This window comes from Paenibacillus sp. NPDC058177 (assembly GCF_042883835.1).
In the GTDB taxonomy this organism is placed as follows: domain Bacteria; phylum Bacillota; class Bacilli; order Paenibacillales; family Paenibacillaceae; genus Paenibacillus_AQ; species Paenibacillus_AQ agri.
The window spans coordinates 54,375-69,079 of record NZ_JBHVVB010000003.1 but is presented as its reverse complement, the minus strand read 5'-3'; the positions used below and the strand labels follow the sequence as shown (position 1 = coordinate 69,079).

The window sequence follows — 14,705 nt, the reverse complement described above, 5'->3', positions numbered from 1 at the left end:
GAAGAACGCCATATGATCACGAACAATACTCAACCTAACGGAGGCACCGGCAAGTCCATGAACTCCTATTTGGCCCCACTGGTCCGGGAGATTCAGCCATCAGGCATCCGCAAATTTTTTGATCTGGCAGCTGGCAGCAAGGACATTATCTCACTGGGGGTCGGTGAGCCTGATTTCAAGACTCCTTGGCATGTCCGGGAAGCTTGCGTATATTCTTTGGAAAAAGGCTTCACCGGCTATACCTCCAACGCAGGTATGCCTGAATTGCGGGAGGGAATTGCCAATTACCTGCATAACCGTTTTGCAGTAGATTACGATCCGGCTAACGAAATCATTGCTACAGTAGGGGGAAGCGAGGCGATTGACCTTGCCCTGCGTGCCCTGATCTCACCAGGCGACGAGATTCTGATCCCGGAGCCGTGTTATATTTCATATTCTCCTATAACTGCCATCGGCGGGGGCATTCCCGTTGGCATCGAGACCTTTGGCGAGCATAACTTCAAGCTGACTGCGGAAGGGCTGGAAGCCAAGATCACACCGCGTTCTAAAGTGCTGATCCTGTGCTATCCGAGCAATCCGACGGGTGCGATTATGACACGCGAGGACTGGGAGCCTATTGCCAAAGTCGTGGAAAAACATGATCTCATCGTGATTTCTGATGAAATCTATGCGGAACTGACCTACGGCAGCAACCATGTAAGCTTCCCGTCGCTGCCGGGGATGAAAGACCGCACGATTCTCGTTAGCGGCTTCTCCAAAGCCTTTGCCATGACAGGCTGGCGTATGGGTTACGCCTGCGGTCATCCAGAGCTCATCTCTGCCATGTTGAAGATTCATCAGTACACGGTAATGTGTGCGCCTTCCATGGGGCAGGTTGCCGCGCTGGAGGCGCTGACCAACGGGCTGGAGGAAAAGGATCGGATGACCGATTCCTATAACCAGCGGCGGCGCCTGATCGTGAAGGGCCTGCGGGATGCGGGGCTGGAATGCCATGAGCCGCAGGGGGCGTTTTACGCTTTTCCAAGCATCCGCCATACCGGTCTGAGTTCTGATGAATTCGCCCAGCGGCTGTTGCGTGAAAGTAAGGTCGCCGCGGTACCGGGCAGTGTGTTCGGTTTGGGTGGCGAGGGATATCTTCGTTGCTCGTATGCGACTTCGGTGTCGCAGCTGAATGAGGCCATCGAACGCATTGGAGCCTTTGTTACCAAACTCGAAAGGGAAAGAACGGAATAAAGAGTAAAATTTATGAAAAGAGTCTAGTAAATCTCTCAATTGCATGGTATAATTTTACTTTGAGAGAGTAAGTGTAGCCTTTAATGACAGTTGGAGGTCAACGTTGCTCTGGAAACGAAGCGGATGCTTTCTAGCCGGTTGTTTCGATGCTATTTTATAGCAGACGCTCAACAAGATTTTTAGGAGGTATGATTGTGCTCAGTGCCGATTATTACTTACCTTCCTATGGCGGGGAATGTTTTTCAGGAAGCGGGAAACGGTCCCCTAAGGGCGATGCTTCTGTACGCAGGCTCTCTTTGGAAGATGAAATTCGGGTATTACGCACCAAGATGGAGCAGCTTTTTTTGCAGGAGAAATCGTTCACCTCGGACAACGTCATTGAAATCAGCAGTCTGCTGGATCTAAAGATAAATGAATATATGAAGGTACGTCCCTGTAGAAGATAATCGTCCGGGGCGCAGCTCGGAGGGCCCATTTGGGCCCTCTTTTTTATGACGATAAAGAAGCTAATCTGGGTGTATTGCCTGACATTTCACATGGGATTGGAAACAATTGGCACAAAACTTCTGGAACCGGTCTGAGTACAAACTCTTGAATCTATCAATCACCCGAGGTGAAGACAACATGAAGAGAACTAGACAAGCGGCACTGCTTCTGCTACTGGCACCGCTGTTGTACTCAGCTCCGGCACATGCCGATAGCGCGCCTGACAATCAAGAGACTGCCATCTATTTGGATGGACGACCCCTTCAATTCGGTGTTCAGCCACTGTTCGTGAATGATACGGTCCTTGTGCCGATGCGCAAGCTGTTTGAGGAGCAGGGAGCCAAGCTCTCTTGGGACAATCAAGCCAAATCGGTGACAGCGACCAAGGGAGAGACCGTGTTGAGTTACCGGATCGGAGATGGGGCTGCTTATACGAATGGTAAGCCGGTCACACTGAGCGTGCCGGGTCAGATCGTTGCCGGGAATACGATGATGCCGCTGCGATATTTTAGTGAGGCGCTGGGCAACCAAGTGAAATGGGACCCGGTTAGTCATGAAATCCGTATTAATTCAGCCCAAGAGTACAACACCAAGATTGTGAGCGCCGTTAATCTACGCACCGTGCCGGATTCGGGAACGGACTCCAGTGTCATTGAATCGCTACCGGCTGGGGAGAAGGTTCAGGTTCTTGAAGAGACCGATGCCCTGTGGCTGAAAGTACGCACAGAGGACAATAAGACAGGTTATATATCTGCAAAACCGGGCTTTAGCGACTACACCAGTCCTTCCCTTGCAGAACTGCAAGGAAATGCGTTGCTGGCGTATGGAGAGAAGTTCCTGGGCACCCCTTATGAATTCGGTGCTTCTCCGGATCAGACACGTACATTCGACTGTTCATCTTTTGTCGGTCGGGTGTTCAAGGAGGTTCTGTCCATTGATCTGGCGCGTGTCTCCTACAATCAGGCCAAAGAAGGCAAGGAAGTAAGTATCGGAGACCTGCGTAAGGGTGATTTGCTATTCTTCAGTGCGCGCGGACTAAATATTGGGCATGTCGCCATTTATGCCGGAAACAACCGGATTCTGCACACCTATTCGAAGGAACAAGGCGTTCACTACGAAACCTTGGACAGCAAGTGGATGAAACGTTTTGTGACGGCCCGCAGAGTATTTTAGGGTGTACTTTTATCCAGTAATACAAGGTGTGAGGTTATGAATGACAAAATAACAATATTGATACCCTATAATTGTTGTGCTATGGTATTCGTAAAGCAAGCAAGGGGGTAAAGAAGGCACAGCGAATGCTGAGGGCCCTTTTGTCCGGTATTTGTGTAACTTCGATCAATATGAAAAATGAACAGGCATTAACTAAAGAAATGATTCTGGATGCAGCGGAGAGCGTGCTGCGCCGGTTTGGTCCTGATAAAAGCTCGGTAGTAGATGTTGCCCGTGTACTATCGGTCAGCCATGGAACGATCTACCGTCATTTTCCCAGCAAGGCAGTTTTGCGGGCAGCGGTAACGGAGCGGTGGCTGCACCAAATCTCTGATCCGCTGCAGGCAATAGCGGAGGAGAAGGGCGGTAGTACGGCCCAGCGGCTGAGGCAATGGTTTCTGGTCCTGTCACAGAGTAAGCTGGCTTACGCTGTAGAAGATCCGGAGATGTTCGCAATGTATACGGCGGTTACCCTGGAGACTGCGGATGTCATCTCGGAACATGTGGACTGCTTAATCTCCCAAATCGCTCAGATCGTTGAGCGGGGGATAAAGCAGGGAGAATTGAAGCCGGGTCAGCCTGAAGTGATGGCGAGAGCGCTGTTTATTGCAATGGCTCATTTTAATCACCCCGCGCATGCTTACGAATGGTCCGAGACCACACTCGGTCAGGATTTTGACTCCGTGTGGGGGCTGCTGATTGAAGGGATCAAAGCCTCTTAATTCAAATGGCTAAAGGTAATGTGTAACAAAAACATAGGGAAGTACTGCTGATTAGACTTATCAGCGGTGCTTCTTTTTTTTATGCAAAATAGAAAAGAAAAAAATAAAATGACAAATATATAAAATTGTCAGTTGATTATTGATATTTGTTATTATATAATCAATTCACCGGACGGATGCAGCACAGAATTCAAATGGGCTCATACGCCAACAAAATCTTAAGGAGATGCATAGCAGCGAAGAAACGTGCCGACATTATGAAGATTGGACTGGTAATCAATCCATTTTTAAGGAGTGACAACATGAATCAAACTCACAAATCAGTTATTCTCGTCACAGGTGCTTCTACTGGAATAGGCAACTTGTCCGCCCGCACTTTGGCGGCCGCAGGACATATCGTATATGCCAGCATGCGCGATGTTGAAGGGAGGAACGCCCCCCGGGCCAAGGAACTGCACGATTATGCAGCGGAGAATGGATTCAGTCTCAAGGCTCTGGAGCTGGATGTTCTCTCTCAGGAATCGGCAGACCGTGCGGTGCAGGTCATTGTGAAAGAGCAGGGTGTTTTGGATGTGGTTATGCATAATGCTGGTCACCTAGTAGTTGGTGTGACTGAGGCTTTTTCCCCGGAAGAAATGGCTAAAGTATATGACACCAACGTTCTCGGGACACAGCGGGTTAACCGGGCGGCTCTGCCGTATATGAGAGCACAGGAATTTGGCCTGCTGCTTTGGATCAGCAGCACTACCGTTCGCGGCGGCTTCCCGCCGTTCCTTGGACCTTATGTAGCTGCCAAAGCGGCTATGGATTCACTTGCCCAGACGATGGCGTATGAAGTCGCTCCTTTCGGGATCGAGACTTCCTTCGTAGTACCCGGTGCCTTCACGAAAGGGACTTCACATTTTCCGAATGCTACCCCTCCAGCTGATGGAGAGACTTCAGCAGCTTACGCAAGAATCAACGGGCTGCTCGATGAGGTTGGCGATAGGCTAAGCGCGCTTACACCTGATGACGCTGATCCCCAAGCTGTAGCGGATGAAGTGGCCCGTATTGTCAGCCTGCCCGCTGGTCAGCGTCCTGTACGATCTGTTATCGACTTTGTCGGTGACGGTGCCGCTGAAGTAACGGAGCTTTCGGAGAAACTGCGGATTGAATTTTTGGAGCGGATTGGACTCGGCGGTTTGTTAGAGGCTGCTGTAACTGTTGATTAAATATATGTACTGGATGGTAAGTTACTTTCTTTTGTTTGGCTTATATAGTACTACTTGTTCTATTTAATAAATCATTGGAGGTTATTAACATGGGAAACAATCTTTCTGGTAAAGTGGCAGTCGTAACAGGATCATCGAGAGGCATCGGCCGTGCAATTGCAGAGGAATTGGCCCGGAACGGGGCGAAGGTTGTGGTGAATTACAGCAGCAGCCCGGATAAAGCGGAAGAGGTTGTTTCCGAAATTAAGCAAAACGGTGGCGAGGCTGTAGCCATTCAGGCGGATATTAGTAATGTACCCCAGTTGGAGAAGCTGTTTGAAGAAACAGTGAAGGCTTTTGGCGCCCTGGATATTCTGGTGAACAATGCTGGTGTAATGATGACCAAGCCGCTTGCGGCAGTCACTGAGGAGGATTTTGACAAGCAGTTCGGCATCAATGTGAAAGGAACCTTCTTTGCTATCCAGCAAGCGGTCAAACACATGGGTCAGGGCGGCCGGATTATCAATTTCTCCACTTCTGTCGCTGGTGTAATGTTCCCGACGTACAGCGTTTACGCAGGCAGCAAGGGTGCAGTAGAGCAATTTACCCGGCAACTAGCGAAGGAGCTTGGACCTAAGGGAATCACCATTAACGCTGTCGCACCGGGTCCTGTGAATACCGAGCTGTTCACTGTGGGTAAATCGGAGGAGCAGATTGACGGTATTCGTAAAATGAATGCTTTCGGACGTCTGGGAGAGCCGGAGGATATCGCAGGGGCGGTTGTGTTCCTGGCCAGCGACGCATCCGGTTGGGTGACCGGCCAGACATTGCGTGTCAACGGGGGAATGGTGTAAAAAGGTAGAATTTCTATTTGCAGAATTGAAAACAAGCAACGAGCCATGGTCCATGGGGATCCGGCTCGTTGCTTGTTTTTGCTTCTCAAGGGTGTCACATACTTACGAGGCTACGGTACAAACCGAACCTTTTCCTCAATTAGGGCCTTGCTATGTTTATTGTAAAAATTTCAAGTTGATTTCTATATATTTGCCTTCTTTGCGCAAGTGCGTTTAAACTGTTATTATGTGATTTTTAGGACTAAGGGGGAAGCGGATTGAAGGGAAAGTGGAAAGGCAGCATAGCCGTTGCACTGCTGGTAATGATGACGTTGATTGCAGGCTGCGGTGGGGGGAACACGAAGGATACGGTGAATATCTTTATGATGTTGAACGGAGTGAATCCCGATACCAAGGTTGTTCAGGGCTTTGAGAGCCACCTGAAGGACAAGCTGGGCGACGAGGCTAAGGTGGAGTTCAGCACAGCACCGATCTATAATATCCAGAAGCTGATGGTTGAATACGCGGCTGCTATGAATGATATTGTAATCCTGTCGAAGGAAGATGTGCTCAACTATGGCAAAAGCGGGGCCAACCGCCCGCTGGACGAATATTTTAATCCGGACGATTACCCGGAAGGCGTCTTTGAAGGCGGGGTAGTGAAGGAAGGCAGCAAGGATATTGTTCAGGAGAAGCATTTGTTTGCGATTCCGTTGTCCAAGCTGAAGATGTTCAAGGATGCCGGCTTTGCGCCTGATGATGCGTTTCTGACAATTGCCGTTTCGGCGGACAGTCTGGAACAGAGCATTGCAGCGATTAAAGCCATGATGGAATAGATTGATTCACAGTATTGGTGAAAAGTGGAGGAGAGTACGTTATGAAAATTTATACACGTACCGGCGATAAAGGGGAGACCTCAGTCATCGGAGGCAGGGTAGCCAAGGACGATGTCCGGGTAGAAGCTTATGGAACTATCGATGAGCTGAACGGCTTTGTAGGACAGGCACGTAGTCTGATGGAAGACGAGAAGTTCGCCGATGTCCGGGAGCAGCTGCTGGAGATTCAGCACGAGTTATTCGACTGCGGCTCAGATCTGGCTTACGTAACACTAAGCGACAATAACTATAAGGTGAATATTGAGATGGCCGAGCGGTTGGAGGGCTGGATCGACAGTTTGGAAAGTGAGAATCCGGTGCTGGAACGGTTTATCCTCCCTGGAGGAAGTCAGCTGTCGTCTGTGCTGCATGTCTGCCGCACCATCTGTCGTCGTGCTGAACGGCGGACCGTGACGCTTGCTCGAAACAGCGAGGTGAACCCGGAGGTCGTCATATACCTGAACCGTCTATCTGATTACTTCTTCGCACTGGCCCGCACTGCTAATACAAGAACAGGGATTGCTGACGTAGAATATGTGCGCGGTAAAAAGGTGTTCCGGAATTAACATGACTAGCTATTATTCACCCATATCTTATATTATCCCACCGGAAGAGGACGGCTGGTTGCTCAAGACCATCCTGCATAAACGGATGGATGTTTCACGCAAGCTTTTGTCCAGGCTCAAAATGACGGAGCAAGGCATTATGGTCAACGGAGAGCGTGTTTATATCAGCGTGAAGATCCGGACCGGAGATATTGTAGAAATTCGCATGGAGACAGAAGTCTCCGAGGATATTTTACCCCAGCCGATTCCCTTCGAATCGTTGTATGAAGACGAGCATTTGCTGGTGGTCAACAAAGCAGCAGGGATCATCGTGCATCCGACTCACGGCCACTATACGGACACTCTTGCCAATGGCATTGTTCATTATTGGGCGGAAAAAGGGGAGCGTTACCGCTTCCGGCCGGTACACCGGCTGGATCAGGAGACTTCGGGCGTTTTAGTTATTGCCAAAAACCCGTTTGCGCACCAGCACATCTCTGAGCAGATGATTGCCGGAACGGTGGACAAGCGGTATACGGCCTTCGTACATGGCGTACCGGCAGTGCCGGAAGGTGATATCGATGGGCCGATCGATCGTGATCCGGCGGAGCCTCACCGGCGCATTGTGACGCCGGATGGCTATCCTTCCTTGACCCGTTACAAGGTCATGGAAACCTATAGCGGAGGCTCACGAGTAGAGCTGAAGCTGGAGACCGGGCGCACGCATCAGATCCGTGTGCATATGACCTCTATCGGCTGTCCGCTGATCGGTGACGGTATGTACCGGCACCCGCTATACAGCGAGGCCGTGCCGACGCCTGCCCAGCAAGCACAGCTGGCAGGGATTGCTGCGCTGGATGCTGCGATGCCGCGTCAGGCGCTGCATGCAGTGAGGCTTTCACTGCGGCATCCGGTGCTGCCGCAGAACCTGATCTTTGAAGCGCCATTGCCGCCGGATATGGCGGCTTTGGAGAGTGAGCTGAAGCAGGGGAAGCCGGAGCCCACGCTTGAAGCTTAAGATGGGCTTTGATAGCGGGAAAACATACCGTTAAATAGTACCTTTCGCAGCAATTACTAGAGTTGTACATTCGAGCAGAGGTGAGGTGCAGTGGCACTCTGCTCGCTATTCATGATAAAGGAGCACACGATGAGCACATTGAAAGTCTATCACTATACAAAATGCGGCACCTGCCGCAATGCGATCAAATGGCTGCAGGGACAAGGCCATGAACTGGATCTGCAGGATATTAAGGAACAGCCTCCAGGAGTGGAGGAGCTGCGTGAACTATTCAAGAACAGCGGACTGGAGCTGAAGAAGTTCTTTAATACCAGCGGTGATGTCTATAAATCGCATGGGCTCAAGGATAAGCTGCCAGGTCTTAGCGAGCAAGAGCAACTGGAGCTTTTGTCCAGCAACGGAATGTTGATTAAACGTCCAATCGTCAGCGATGGAACCAAGGTTACCGTAGGATTCAAGGAAGACCAGTATGCAGGGGCCTGGAGCAACGTCTGACCCCAATAACGAATAAGATGAATTAGGAGAGGTTTACACATGACAGCAGAAACGAAGGGTCGCGTGATGATCGTGGACGGAATGGCTCTGCTGTTCCGTGCCTATTACGCTACCGCCTATGGCGGATATATCCGCAAGACCAGTGCAGGACTGCCGACAAACGCCGTTTACGGCTTCTTGCAGTATTTTTTCGACGCGGTCAGCACATTTAATCCTACGCATGTAGTATGCTGCTGGGATATGGGTAAGGGCACGTTCCGTACCGAGAAATATGATGGTTATAAGTCAAACCGGGCGGAGCCGCCGCTGGAGCTGATTCCTCAGTTTGATTTGGTCAAGGAAGTTGTAGCAGAGCTTGGCGTACCCAATGTCGGGCTGGTAGGCTATGAAGCTGATGATTGCATCGGCACACTGGCAGCGGGTTATGGTGAAGAATCCGAGGTTTACATTATCACTGGAGATCATGATATGCTGCAGCTTGTTACGGACAACGTGAAAGTCGTGATTATGAAAAAAGGCCGTTCCAATTATAAAGTGTATGATCCTGCGGAACTGCTGGCTGATAAAGGCCTTACGCCTGCCCAGGTTATCGACTTGAAGGGCTTCATGGGCGACACAAGCGACAACTATCCTGGCGTTCGCGGCATCGGCGAGAAGACGGCGCTTAAGCTTCTAACAGATTATGGTACGGTCGAAGGCGTTATCGAGAATTTGCAATTGCTGCCTAAGGGTGTGCGGACCAAGATCGAAGCTGATCTTGACATGCTGCACTTGTCCCGGGATCTTGCGCAAATCCGCTGTGATGTGCCGGTAGCCTGCGAACTGTCCGAATGTCTGTGGGAAGTACGGCACGAGTCTGCCGCCCGTAAATTCAAAGAGCTGGAATTCGGCAGCCTGATGCACCTGATTGCCGAGATTCAGGAAGAAGAAGGTATTGTGCAGATCGAGCTTGGCGATTTGGGTTAGAGCAAAATAAGGTTAGAGTCTAGTGAAAAGCCCTGCGGTGCAGGGCTTTTTGGTATGGCCTCAAGAGGGAATAGGATGATAAAACTGCTAATATTCCCAATTTTTATCAGTAAAATGAGGAACACATGAATTGTGACTGCTCCGCTCTGATTGCATAGTATATTGAGTTCAGTGTTTGGATAACACATTTATTTTTCCCGGAGGTAGCATGTATGAAATCCAGAAACAGTAATACGTCGGCTTATCTGGCCGCTATTCTTTATGCCTCAATTATTGGTTTTTCCTTTTTATTCGTCAAAATGACGGTTACCGAGGCCAATCCGCTGGATGTGCTGGCGCATCGCTTCGCGATCGGCTGGATCGCGGTGGCTGTACCGTTTCTTTTCGGCTGGGTCCGGCTACGTTTCACTTGGAGTGATGTCCGCAGACTACTCCCGCTGGGACTGCTGTCTCCAGTACTGTTCTTTGCGCTTCAGGCTTTTGGCCTAATGAGCGCTTCCTCGTCGGAAGCCGGCATCATTCTGGCAATGGTTCCGCTATTTACCGCGCCGATTGCGGCTTTTTTTCTTAAAGAACGGACGAACCTTATCCAGAAGCTGTCCATCCTGCTATCTGTATCAGGTGTTATTTTCATCTTCGCGATGAAGGGAGGCGCTGGCTGGAGTGGAGGCAGTGTAGTTGGACTGGTACTGCTGGTGCTGTCGGCACTAAGCATGGCAGGTTTCAGTGTACTGGCCCGGCCATTGACGCGGAAGTACACGCCTTTGGAAATCTCTTTTGTTACGATGGCTATGGGCTTTATTTTGTTCGCGGCTGCAGCTCTGATCAGGCATGGAACGGCAGGGTCACTGAACCTCTTTTTCCAACCGTTCGCAGATTCCAAGTATTTGTTGGCTTTGTTGTACCTGGGCATTCTGTCTACGGTGATTAGCAACATGTTATCCACCTATGCTCTAGGTCGCCTGGAAGCTTCCAAGGTCAGCGTCTTCAATAACCTGTCCACGTTAATCTCTATTATCGCCGGAGCTTTGATTCTGCACGAAGAATTGACAGTGGCTCATATCATCGGGACAGTTATGATTATTATTGGGGTGCTTGGCACCAACTTCGGAAAGCTTCCGTGGAAACGACGGACGGCTATTATCCCGCTGAATGTGAAAAAAGAAACGGGGTCTTGAATTTGAGAGCAGCGTGGATCCTATATCTGACTTGGTTGGGGACGGCTCTTTTTGCACTATATAGAACGCATTAAAAACTAACATAATCAAGAAAAAAGAGACTTTATAGAAGAAGGATCGAAGTGCAATTAACGGAAATTAATAGGTAACTAACAGGAATTAATAGAGATTAACGTAGATTAGTAGGTGCAAATAGATGCTAGGGCGTGTCTGAAAACTAGATATTGCTTCATAAGCGAAAACGCAGGGGAAGGCAGACTCTCGAAATCGAATTGAGGCATGCTCAATGGTATACTGTGGAAAGTAAAAACAGGCGCTCCTTGGCGTGATTTACCTGAATGATTTGGTCCTTGAAAAACCGTGTACTCTCGATTCCGTTTATGGAGCAAAGCAGACCAAAGCAGACCTTTTGAAAAGATATTTGAGTCCTTGGCTAGCGATGCGGACTTGCAGGATGTCTCTCTAGACAGCACTTCCTGTAAAGCGCATCAGCACGCAGCAGGGGCTAAAAAGGGGCTGAAAAAACGAACCAAGAAATCGGACTTTCCCGTGGTGGACGAAATACCAAAATCCACGACGTAGTGGACGCGCTGGATCATCCGGTTCGCTTACTTTTAACGGCTGGCAATATAAATGACTGTACGGTAGCCATGTTAGGCGTAACGTTGTCCGAAAGTGCTGTTTTAGCCGAGAAAGCCTATGGAACTCTGGACATTCGAGCGAATATCGAATCCCAAATTCCACGTTTTGCATCCCGCCCAAGTCCAATACGAAAGATCCTTGGGCATGTGATTTTCACCACTACGAAATTTTTGAGCTTTGTTTTTCTCGCCTCCGCTATAATTTTGTTGCACTATTGAAATAAGTTTTCAGACAGGCCCTAGGTGATCCTCGACATTATATAGGGGCTTAATGGGCAGTTAAATGCAGTGATATCTTTTTGATTAAGTAGGGTTACAACGAAGATGTTTTGCCAGATACAATCTCTGCGTAACCATTCGCCCGCTGTGATAGAATTGAGAGAAATTGCTTTTAGTCTGTACCGAAAGGGAAATTGCTGATGAAATCTTTGTCCTATAACAGGGGCTATATGGCCGTGAGTATTGCTCTGATCTATGTCTGCATTCAAAGGCTTCCCGATGCGCCTGCAGCCCGGTGGGCGGAGATCGGACTATGTCTCTTGTATGTCGCGGGGCTAGGCGCCGTTTTTAAGCTCTCTTCGCTACGCGCCCTGTCTCTGGTATTTGCCTTGCTATATGGTGCGGCGCTCGCTTACGGTTTTTTCTTCAAGGATCAGTTTTCCCTGCTCTTAATCCTGCAGGGGTTTCTTACCAGCTTTATTGCCCTCAAACTGCCGGACTTGCTTTCTGCACTAGAAGCAGGGACTTTCCTGATGATTACCTTTGTCCTGCTCGTTTATGATCAAGACTATACATGGGTGTCGCTACTTCGGCAGGAACTGTTCATTCATATCGGTTTGTACGCTTTGATGCGCACGGTTCGGATCAATCGGGGGCGGGATATAGAAAGGATGGAGCATGCAGAAGAACAGCGTCGTAATGCGGAGGAACTAACCGTTGTCCACGCCGAACTTGCGCAGACGCATGACCAGCTTCGGCGGGCGCACGAGGAACTTGAACGGGCGACGCTGCAGTCGCTGCGTTATGCGGTGCTCGAAGAACGGAGCCGGATCGCCAGGGATATTCACGACAGTATCGGGCACCGGCTGACGTCTGTCATTGTGCAGCTCCAGGCCTTGCCTTACGTGCTGAGAAACGATGAAGCTAAGTCGGCGGAAATCGTGAAAAATGTGCTAGGGGTCGCACGCAGCTGTCTGCAGGAGGTACGCACGGTCGTACACAATATGGGCGTGGATGAGACCGGAGCGGGAGCCGTTTCGGTACGCAGTCTGGTGCAGCAGACCACATCATCATTTGATCTGGACATTACTCTGGACCTGGACGAAAGCGAAGATCAGGATATCTGGCCGCTAGATACTGCCGTCGTGCTGTACCGCTGTCTTCAGGAGGCGCTGACAAACACCATCCGCCATGCGCAAGCGAAACGGGTTGAAGTTTCTATAAAGCGGAGCGGAGAAGAAATAATGCTTCATTACCGCGATGACGGAGAGCTTGCATCTGGCAGTGATTTGCATGAAGGCTTCGGGTTGAATGGCATTCGCAAGCGCTGCTCGGAGGCGGGAGGACGTTGTGAGATCGGAGCGCAGGAACCACACGGTTTCGGCATGAATATTTGGTTGCCTCTGGCAGCACTGAAGGAGAAAGAAACGTATGGATAAAGCGCGTATTTTGCTGGTGGACGATCAACCGCTCGTTAGGCAGGGCCTAAAATATATTATTGAGGCACAGTCCGACATGGAGGTGGCCGGCGAAGCGGGCAACGGTCTCGATGCTGTGAGACTGGCGCAGGAGACAATGCCGCATCTCATTCTCATGGATGTGCAGATGCCAGAGTTAGACGGGATTGAAGCAACCCGGCGTATTCTGGCGCAGCAGCCGGACTGCCGGATCGTCATTCTGACAACGTTCGATACAGAAGAGTATGTTTATGAAGGGATTCGTGCGGGAGGAATCGGCTACCTTCTTAAGGACACGGAACCGGAAGAGCTGCTGATGGCCATCCGCGCCACGCTGCGAGGCGAGGTCATCTTCCGGACCGCACTTGCTGCAAAGCTGATCGGGCAGGTATTTCAGAAGTTGCAGGCAGATGCCGCTGCGAAAGCCGGCGTTGAAACATCGGAACACGGAGGAGACACAGATGGAGACTTGTCTTTGATCCAGGCTTTTACCAACCGTGAGCTAGAAGTGCTCCAGCAGATGGCCTACGGCCTGCGAAACGAAGAAATTGCCGCGAAGCTGTTTGTCAGCGAAAGCACAGTCAAAACGCATGTCCACCGTATTCTGCAGAAATTTGACGTCCAGGATCGTACGCAGGCGGTCGTCTACGCTATCCGCAATGGAATCGTTAAGTAGGTATTTCTCATGAGCAAGGGCCGGTAAATGCCGGTTCTTTTTTTTATGGATACAGGACTATTTAAAACAATCATTCACTCGTCTATCCACCTGCAGATTGATTCGCGCGGACAGCAGAATCGATCCACCGATGGACGCGGTACCTCCTTAAGTCCGGTAAGATGAGGACATCCCAAAACGAAACAACAACCAAGGAGGAACTCAATAAATGACAACTAGTACCTGGATTTCCATCATCGCCACTTTTGCAGTAATCGTATTTAGCACTTTCGGACGCAAATCCTTTAACGGCATTCGTCTTCTCATTCCTGTCGGCATCCTCGGATACTTCGGCGCCACTTACCTGAAGGATGTGCCGACCGGCGGCAACAACGGCTGGCTTCTTGCAGCATCTATCCTGTTCGGCGCTCTGATCGGCGTCGTGCTGATTGGCCTCGCCAGTGTCGAACGTGATGACAAAGGTAAAACGTATGTAACAACCGGTATTGCTAGCGTTGCCGTAATGGCAATTGTTTTCATTCTGCGTATTGTACTGATCGAATGGGTAACACATCATCTGGAGAAGGCTTATCTTTATTCGGTCCAGCATCATTTTGACCTGAATTTAATTGCACCGGCATTCGTCCTGATGGCTATAGCCATGGTAGTGGTTCGAATCGGCGGTGTAGTTGTTAAAGTAAAGCGGGTAAAAATCGGAGCGGAGCTCCAGGATAAGCGCGTGTTAAACTGAGGAATGAAATCCGTTAGTGTATCAGTTAATTCCGGCACCATGTATGTATCTGTGTACTCTATATCACCATCACTATAGTGGCAAAGCAAAAGCCCGCGCTTAACGCGGGTTTTCTTCAAAATATAAGAGTTTATATGTCTTACGTTATATATGGCTCTTATATTTCTCGCTGAAACTGATGCCGTCTCCTAGAGGACGGCTAAGCCGTTTCTGCTTGCATCTACTCCAT

General features: G+C 49.9%; 15 protein-coding genes. All 15 read left to right on the top strand.

The window, feature by feature from the left end; translation table 11 throughout:
- The first annotated feature begins 12 nt into the window (after positions 1–12).
- Positions 13–1,233, top strand: coding sequence for an aminotransferase class I/II-fold pyridoxal phosphate-dependent enzyme (locus ACFVU8_RS14475; protein ID WP_387428069.1), 1,221 nt, complete (start codon positions 13–15; stop codon positions 1,231–1,233).
- 188 nt (positions 1,234–1,421) lie between these two features.
- The gene (locus ACFVU8_RS14470; protein WP_175374132.1) at positions 1,422–1,679 is read left to right on the top strand and encodes an aspartyl-phosphate phosphatase Spo0E family protein; all 258 of its coding nucleotides are present in this window, start codon (positions 1,422–1,424) and stop codon (positions 1,677–1,679) included.
- Positions 1,680–1,857: 178 nt separating this feature from the next.
- Positions 1,858–2,892 (top strand): C40 family peptidase, encoded by a 1,035-nt coding sequence (locus ACFVU8_RS14465; RefSeq protein WP_387428067.1) that lies wholly within the window; start codon positions 1,858–1,860, stop codon positions 2,890–2,892.
- A 125-nt stretch (positions 2,893–3,017) separates the two neighbouring features.
- On the top strand, positions 3,018–3,653 hold the full coding sequence (locus ACFVU8_RS14460) for a TetR/AcrR family transcriptional regulator (protein ID WP_217622527.1): 636 nt from the start codon (positions 3,018–3,020) through the stop codon (positions 3,651–3,653).
- A 302-nt stretch (positions 3,654–3,955) separates the two neighbouring features.
- Positions 3,956–4,864, top strand: coding sequence for an SDR family oxidoreductase (locus tag ACFVU8_RS14455; protein WP_387428065.1), 909 nt, complete (start codon positions 3,956–3,958; stop codon positions 4,862–4,864).
- Positions 4,865–4,953: 89 nt separating this feature from the next.
- A complete protein-coding gene (locus ACFVU8_RS14450) occupies positions 4,954–5,697 on the top strand; it encodes an SDR family oxidoreductase (RefSeq protein WP_387428063.1) in 744 nt (247 codons plus the stop codon).
- A 257-nt stretch (positions 5,698–5,954) separates the two neighbouring features.
- Positions 5,955–6,512 carry a type 2 periplasmic-binding domain-containing protein gene (locus ACFVU8_RS14445; protein ID WP_083205325.1) on the top strand — a complete coding sequence of 186 codons (558 nt, stop codon included), beginning with the start codon at positions 5,955–5,957 and terminating at the stop codon, positions 6,510–6,512.
- A 41-nt stretch (positions 6,513–6,553) separates the two neighbouring features.
- Positions 6,554–7,117, top strand: a complete 564-nt coding sequence (locus tag ACFVU8_RS14440) for a cob(I)yrinic acid a,c-diamide adenosyltransferase (protein ID WP_387428062.1) — start codon at positions 6,554–6,556, stop codon at positions 7,115–7,117.
- 1 nt (position 7,118) lies between these two features.
- Positions 7,119–8,114, top strand: a complete 996-nt coding sequence (locus ACFVU8_RS14435) for an RluA family pseudouridine synthase (protein WP_379465038.1) — start codon at positions 7,119–7,121, stop codon at positions 8,112–8,114.
- A 129-nt stretch (positions 8,115–8,243) separates the two neighbouring features.
- A complete protein-coding gene (locus tag ACFVU8_RS14430) occupies positions 8,244–8,609 on the top strand; it encodes an arsenate reductase family protein (protein ID WP_387428060.1) in 366 nt (121 codons plus the stop codon).
- Between the two features lie 39 nt (positions 8,610–8,648).
- The gene (locus tag ACFVU8_RS14425) at positions 8,649–9,575 is read left to right on the top strand and encodes a 5'-3' exonuclease (protein WP_175374139.1); all 927 of its coding nucleotides are present in this window, start codon (positions 8,649–8,651) and stop codon (positions 9,573–9,575) included.
- Positions 9,576–9,787: 212 nt separating this feature from the next.
- A complete protein-coding gene (locus ACFVU8_RS14420; protein WP_379465037.1) occupies positions 9,788–10,753 on the top strand; it encodes a DMT family transporter in 966 nt (321 codons plus the stop codon).
- A gap of 1,096 nt (positions 10,754–11,849) precedes the next feature.
- On the top strand, positions 11,850–13,052 hold the full coding sequence (locus ACFVU8_RS14415) for a sensor histidine kinase (RefSeq protein WP_387428058.1): 1,203 nt from the start codon (positions 11,850–11,852) through the stop codon (positions 13,050–13,052).
- Positions 13,045–13,746: a response regulator gene (locus ACFVU8_RS14410; protein WP_379465035.1), complete on the top strand. Its 702-nt coding sequence runs from the start codon at positions 13,045–13,047 to the stop codon at positions 13,744–13,746. The genes ACFVU8_RS14415 and ACFVU8_RS14410 overlap by 8 nt, the downstream gene beginning before the upstream one ends.
- A gap of 208 nt (positions 13,747–13,954) precedes the next feature.
- Positions 13,955–14,476 (top strand): CcdC protein domain-containing protein, encoded by a 522-nt coding sequence (locus ACFVU8_RS14405; RefSeq protein WP_387428057.1) that lies wholly within the window; start codon positions 13,955–13,957, stop codon positions 14,474–14,476.
- The last annotated feature ends 229 nt before the right edge of the window (positions 14,477–14,705 follow it).

Excerpts from the sequence above, each read along its gene's own strand:
- ACFVU8_RS14475 (WP_387428069.1), top strand. The coding sequence starts at position 13 with ATGATCACGAACAATACTCAACCTAACGGAGGCACCGGCAAGTCCATG.
- ACFVU8_RS14470 (WP_175374132.1), top strand. The coding sequence starts at position 1,422 with ATGATTGTGCTCAGTGCCGATTATTACTTACCTTCCTATGGCGGGGAA.
- ACFVU8_RS14465 (WP_387428067.1), top strand. The coding sequence starts at position 1,858 with ATGAAGAGAACTAGACAAGCGGCACTGCTTCTGCTACTGGCACCGCTG.
- ACFVU8_RS14460 (WP_217622527.1), top strand. The coding sequence starts at position 3,018 with ATGCTGAGGGCCCTTTTGTCCGGTATTTGTGTAACTTCGATCAATATG.
- ACFVU8_RS14455 (WP_387428065.1), top strand. The coding sequence starts at position 3,956 with ATGAATCAAACTCACAAATCAGTTATTCTCGTCACAGGTGCTTCTACT.
- ACFVU8_RS14450 (WP_387428063.1), top strand. The coding sequence starts at position 4,954 with ATGGGAAACAATCTTTCTGGTAAAGTGGCAGTCGTAACAGGATCATCG.
- ACFVU8_RS14440 (WP_387428062.1), top strand. The coding sequence starts at position 6,554 with ATGAAAATTTATACACGTACCGGCGATAAAGGGGAGACCTCAGTCATC.
- ACFVU8_RS14435 (WP_379465038.1), top strand. The coding sequence starts at position 7,119 with ATGACTAGCTATTATTCACCCATATCTTATATTATCCCACCGGAAGAG.
- ACFVU8_RS14430 (WP_387428060.1), top strand. The coding sequence starts at position 8,244 with ATGAGCACATTGAAAGTCTATCACTATACAAAATGCGGCACCTGCCGC.
- ACFVU8_RS14425 (WP_175374139.1), top strand. The coding sequence starts at position 8,649 with ATGACAGCAGAAACGAAGGGTCGCGTGATGATCGTGGACGGAATGGCT.
- ACFVU8_RS14420 (WP_379465037.1), top strand. The coding sequence starts at position 9,788 with ATGAAATCCAGAAACAGTAATACGTCGGCTTATCTGGCCGCTATTCTT.
- ACFVU8_RS14410 (WP_379465035.1), top strand. The coding sequence starts at position 13,045 with ATGGATAAAGCGCGTATTTTGCTGGTGGACGATCAACCGCTCGTTAGG.
- ACFVU8_RS14405 (WP_387428057.1), top strand. The coding sequence starts at position 13,955 with ATGACAACTAGTACCTGGATTTCCATCATCGCCACTTTTGCAGTAATC.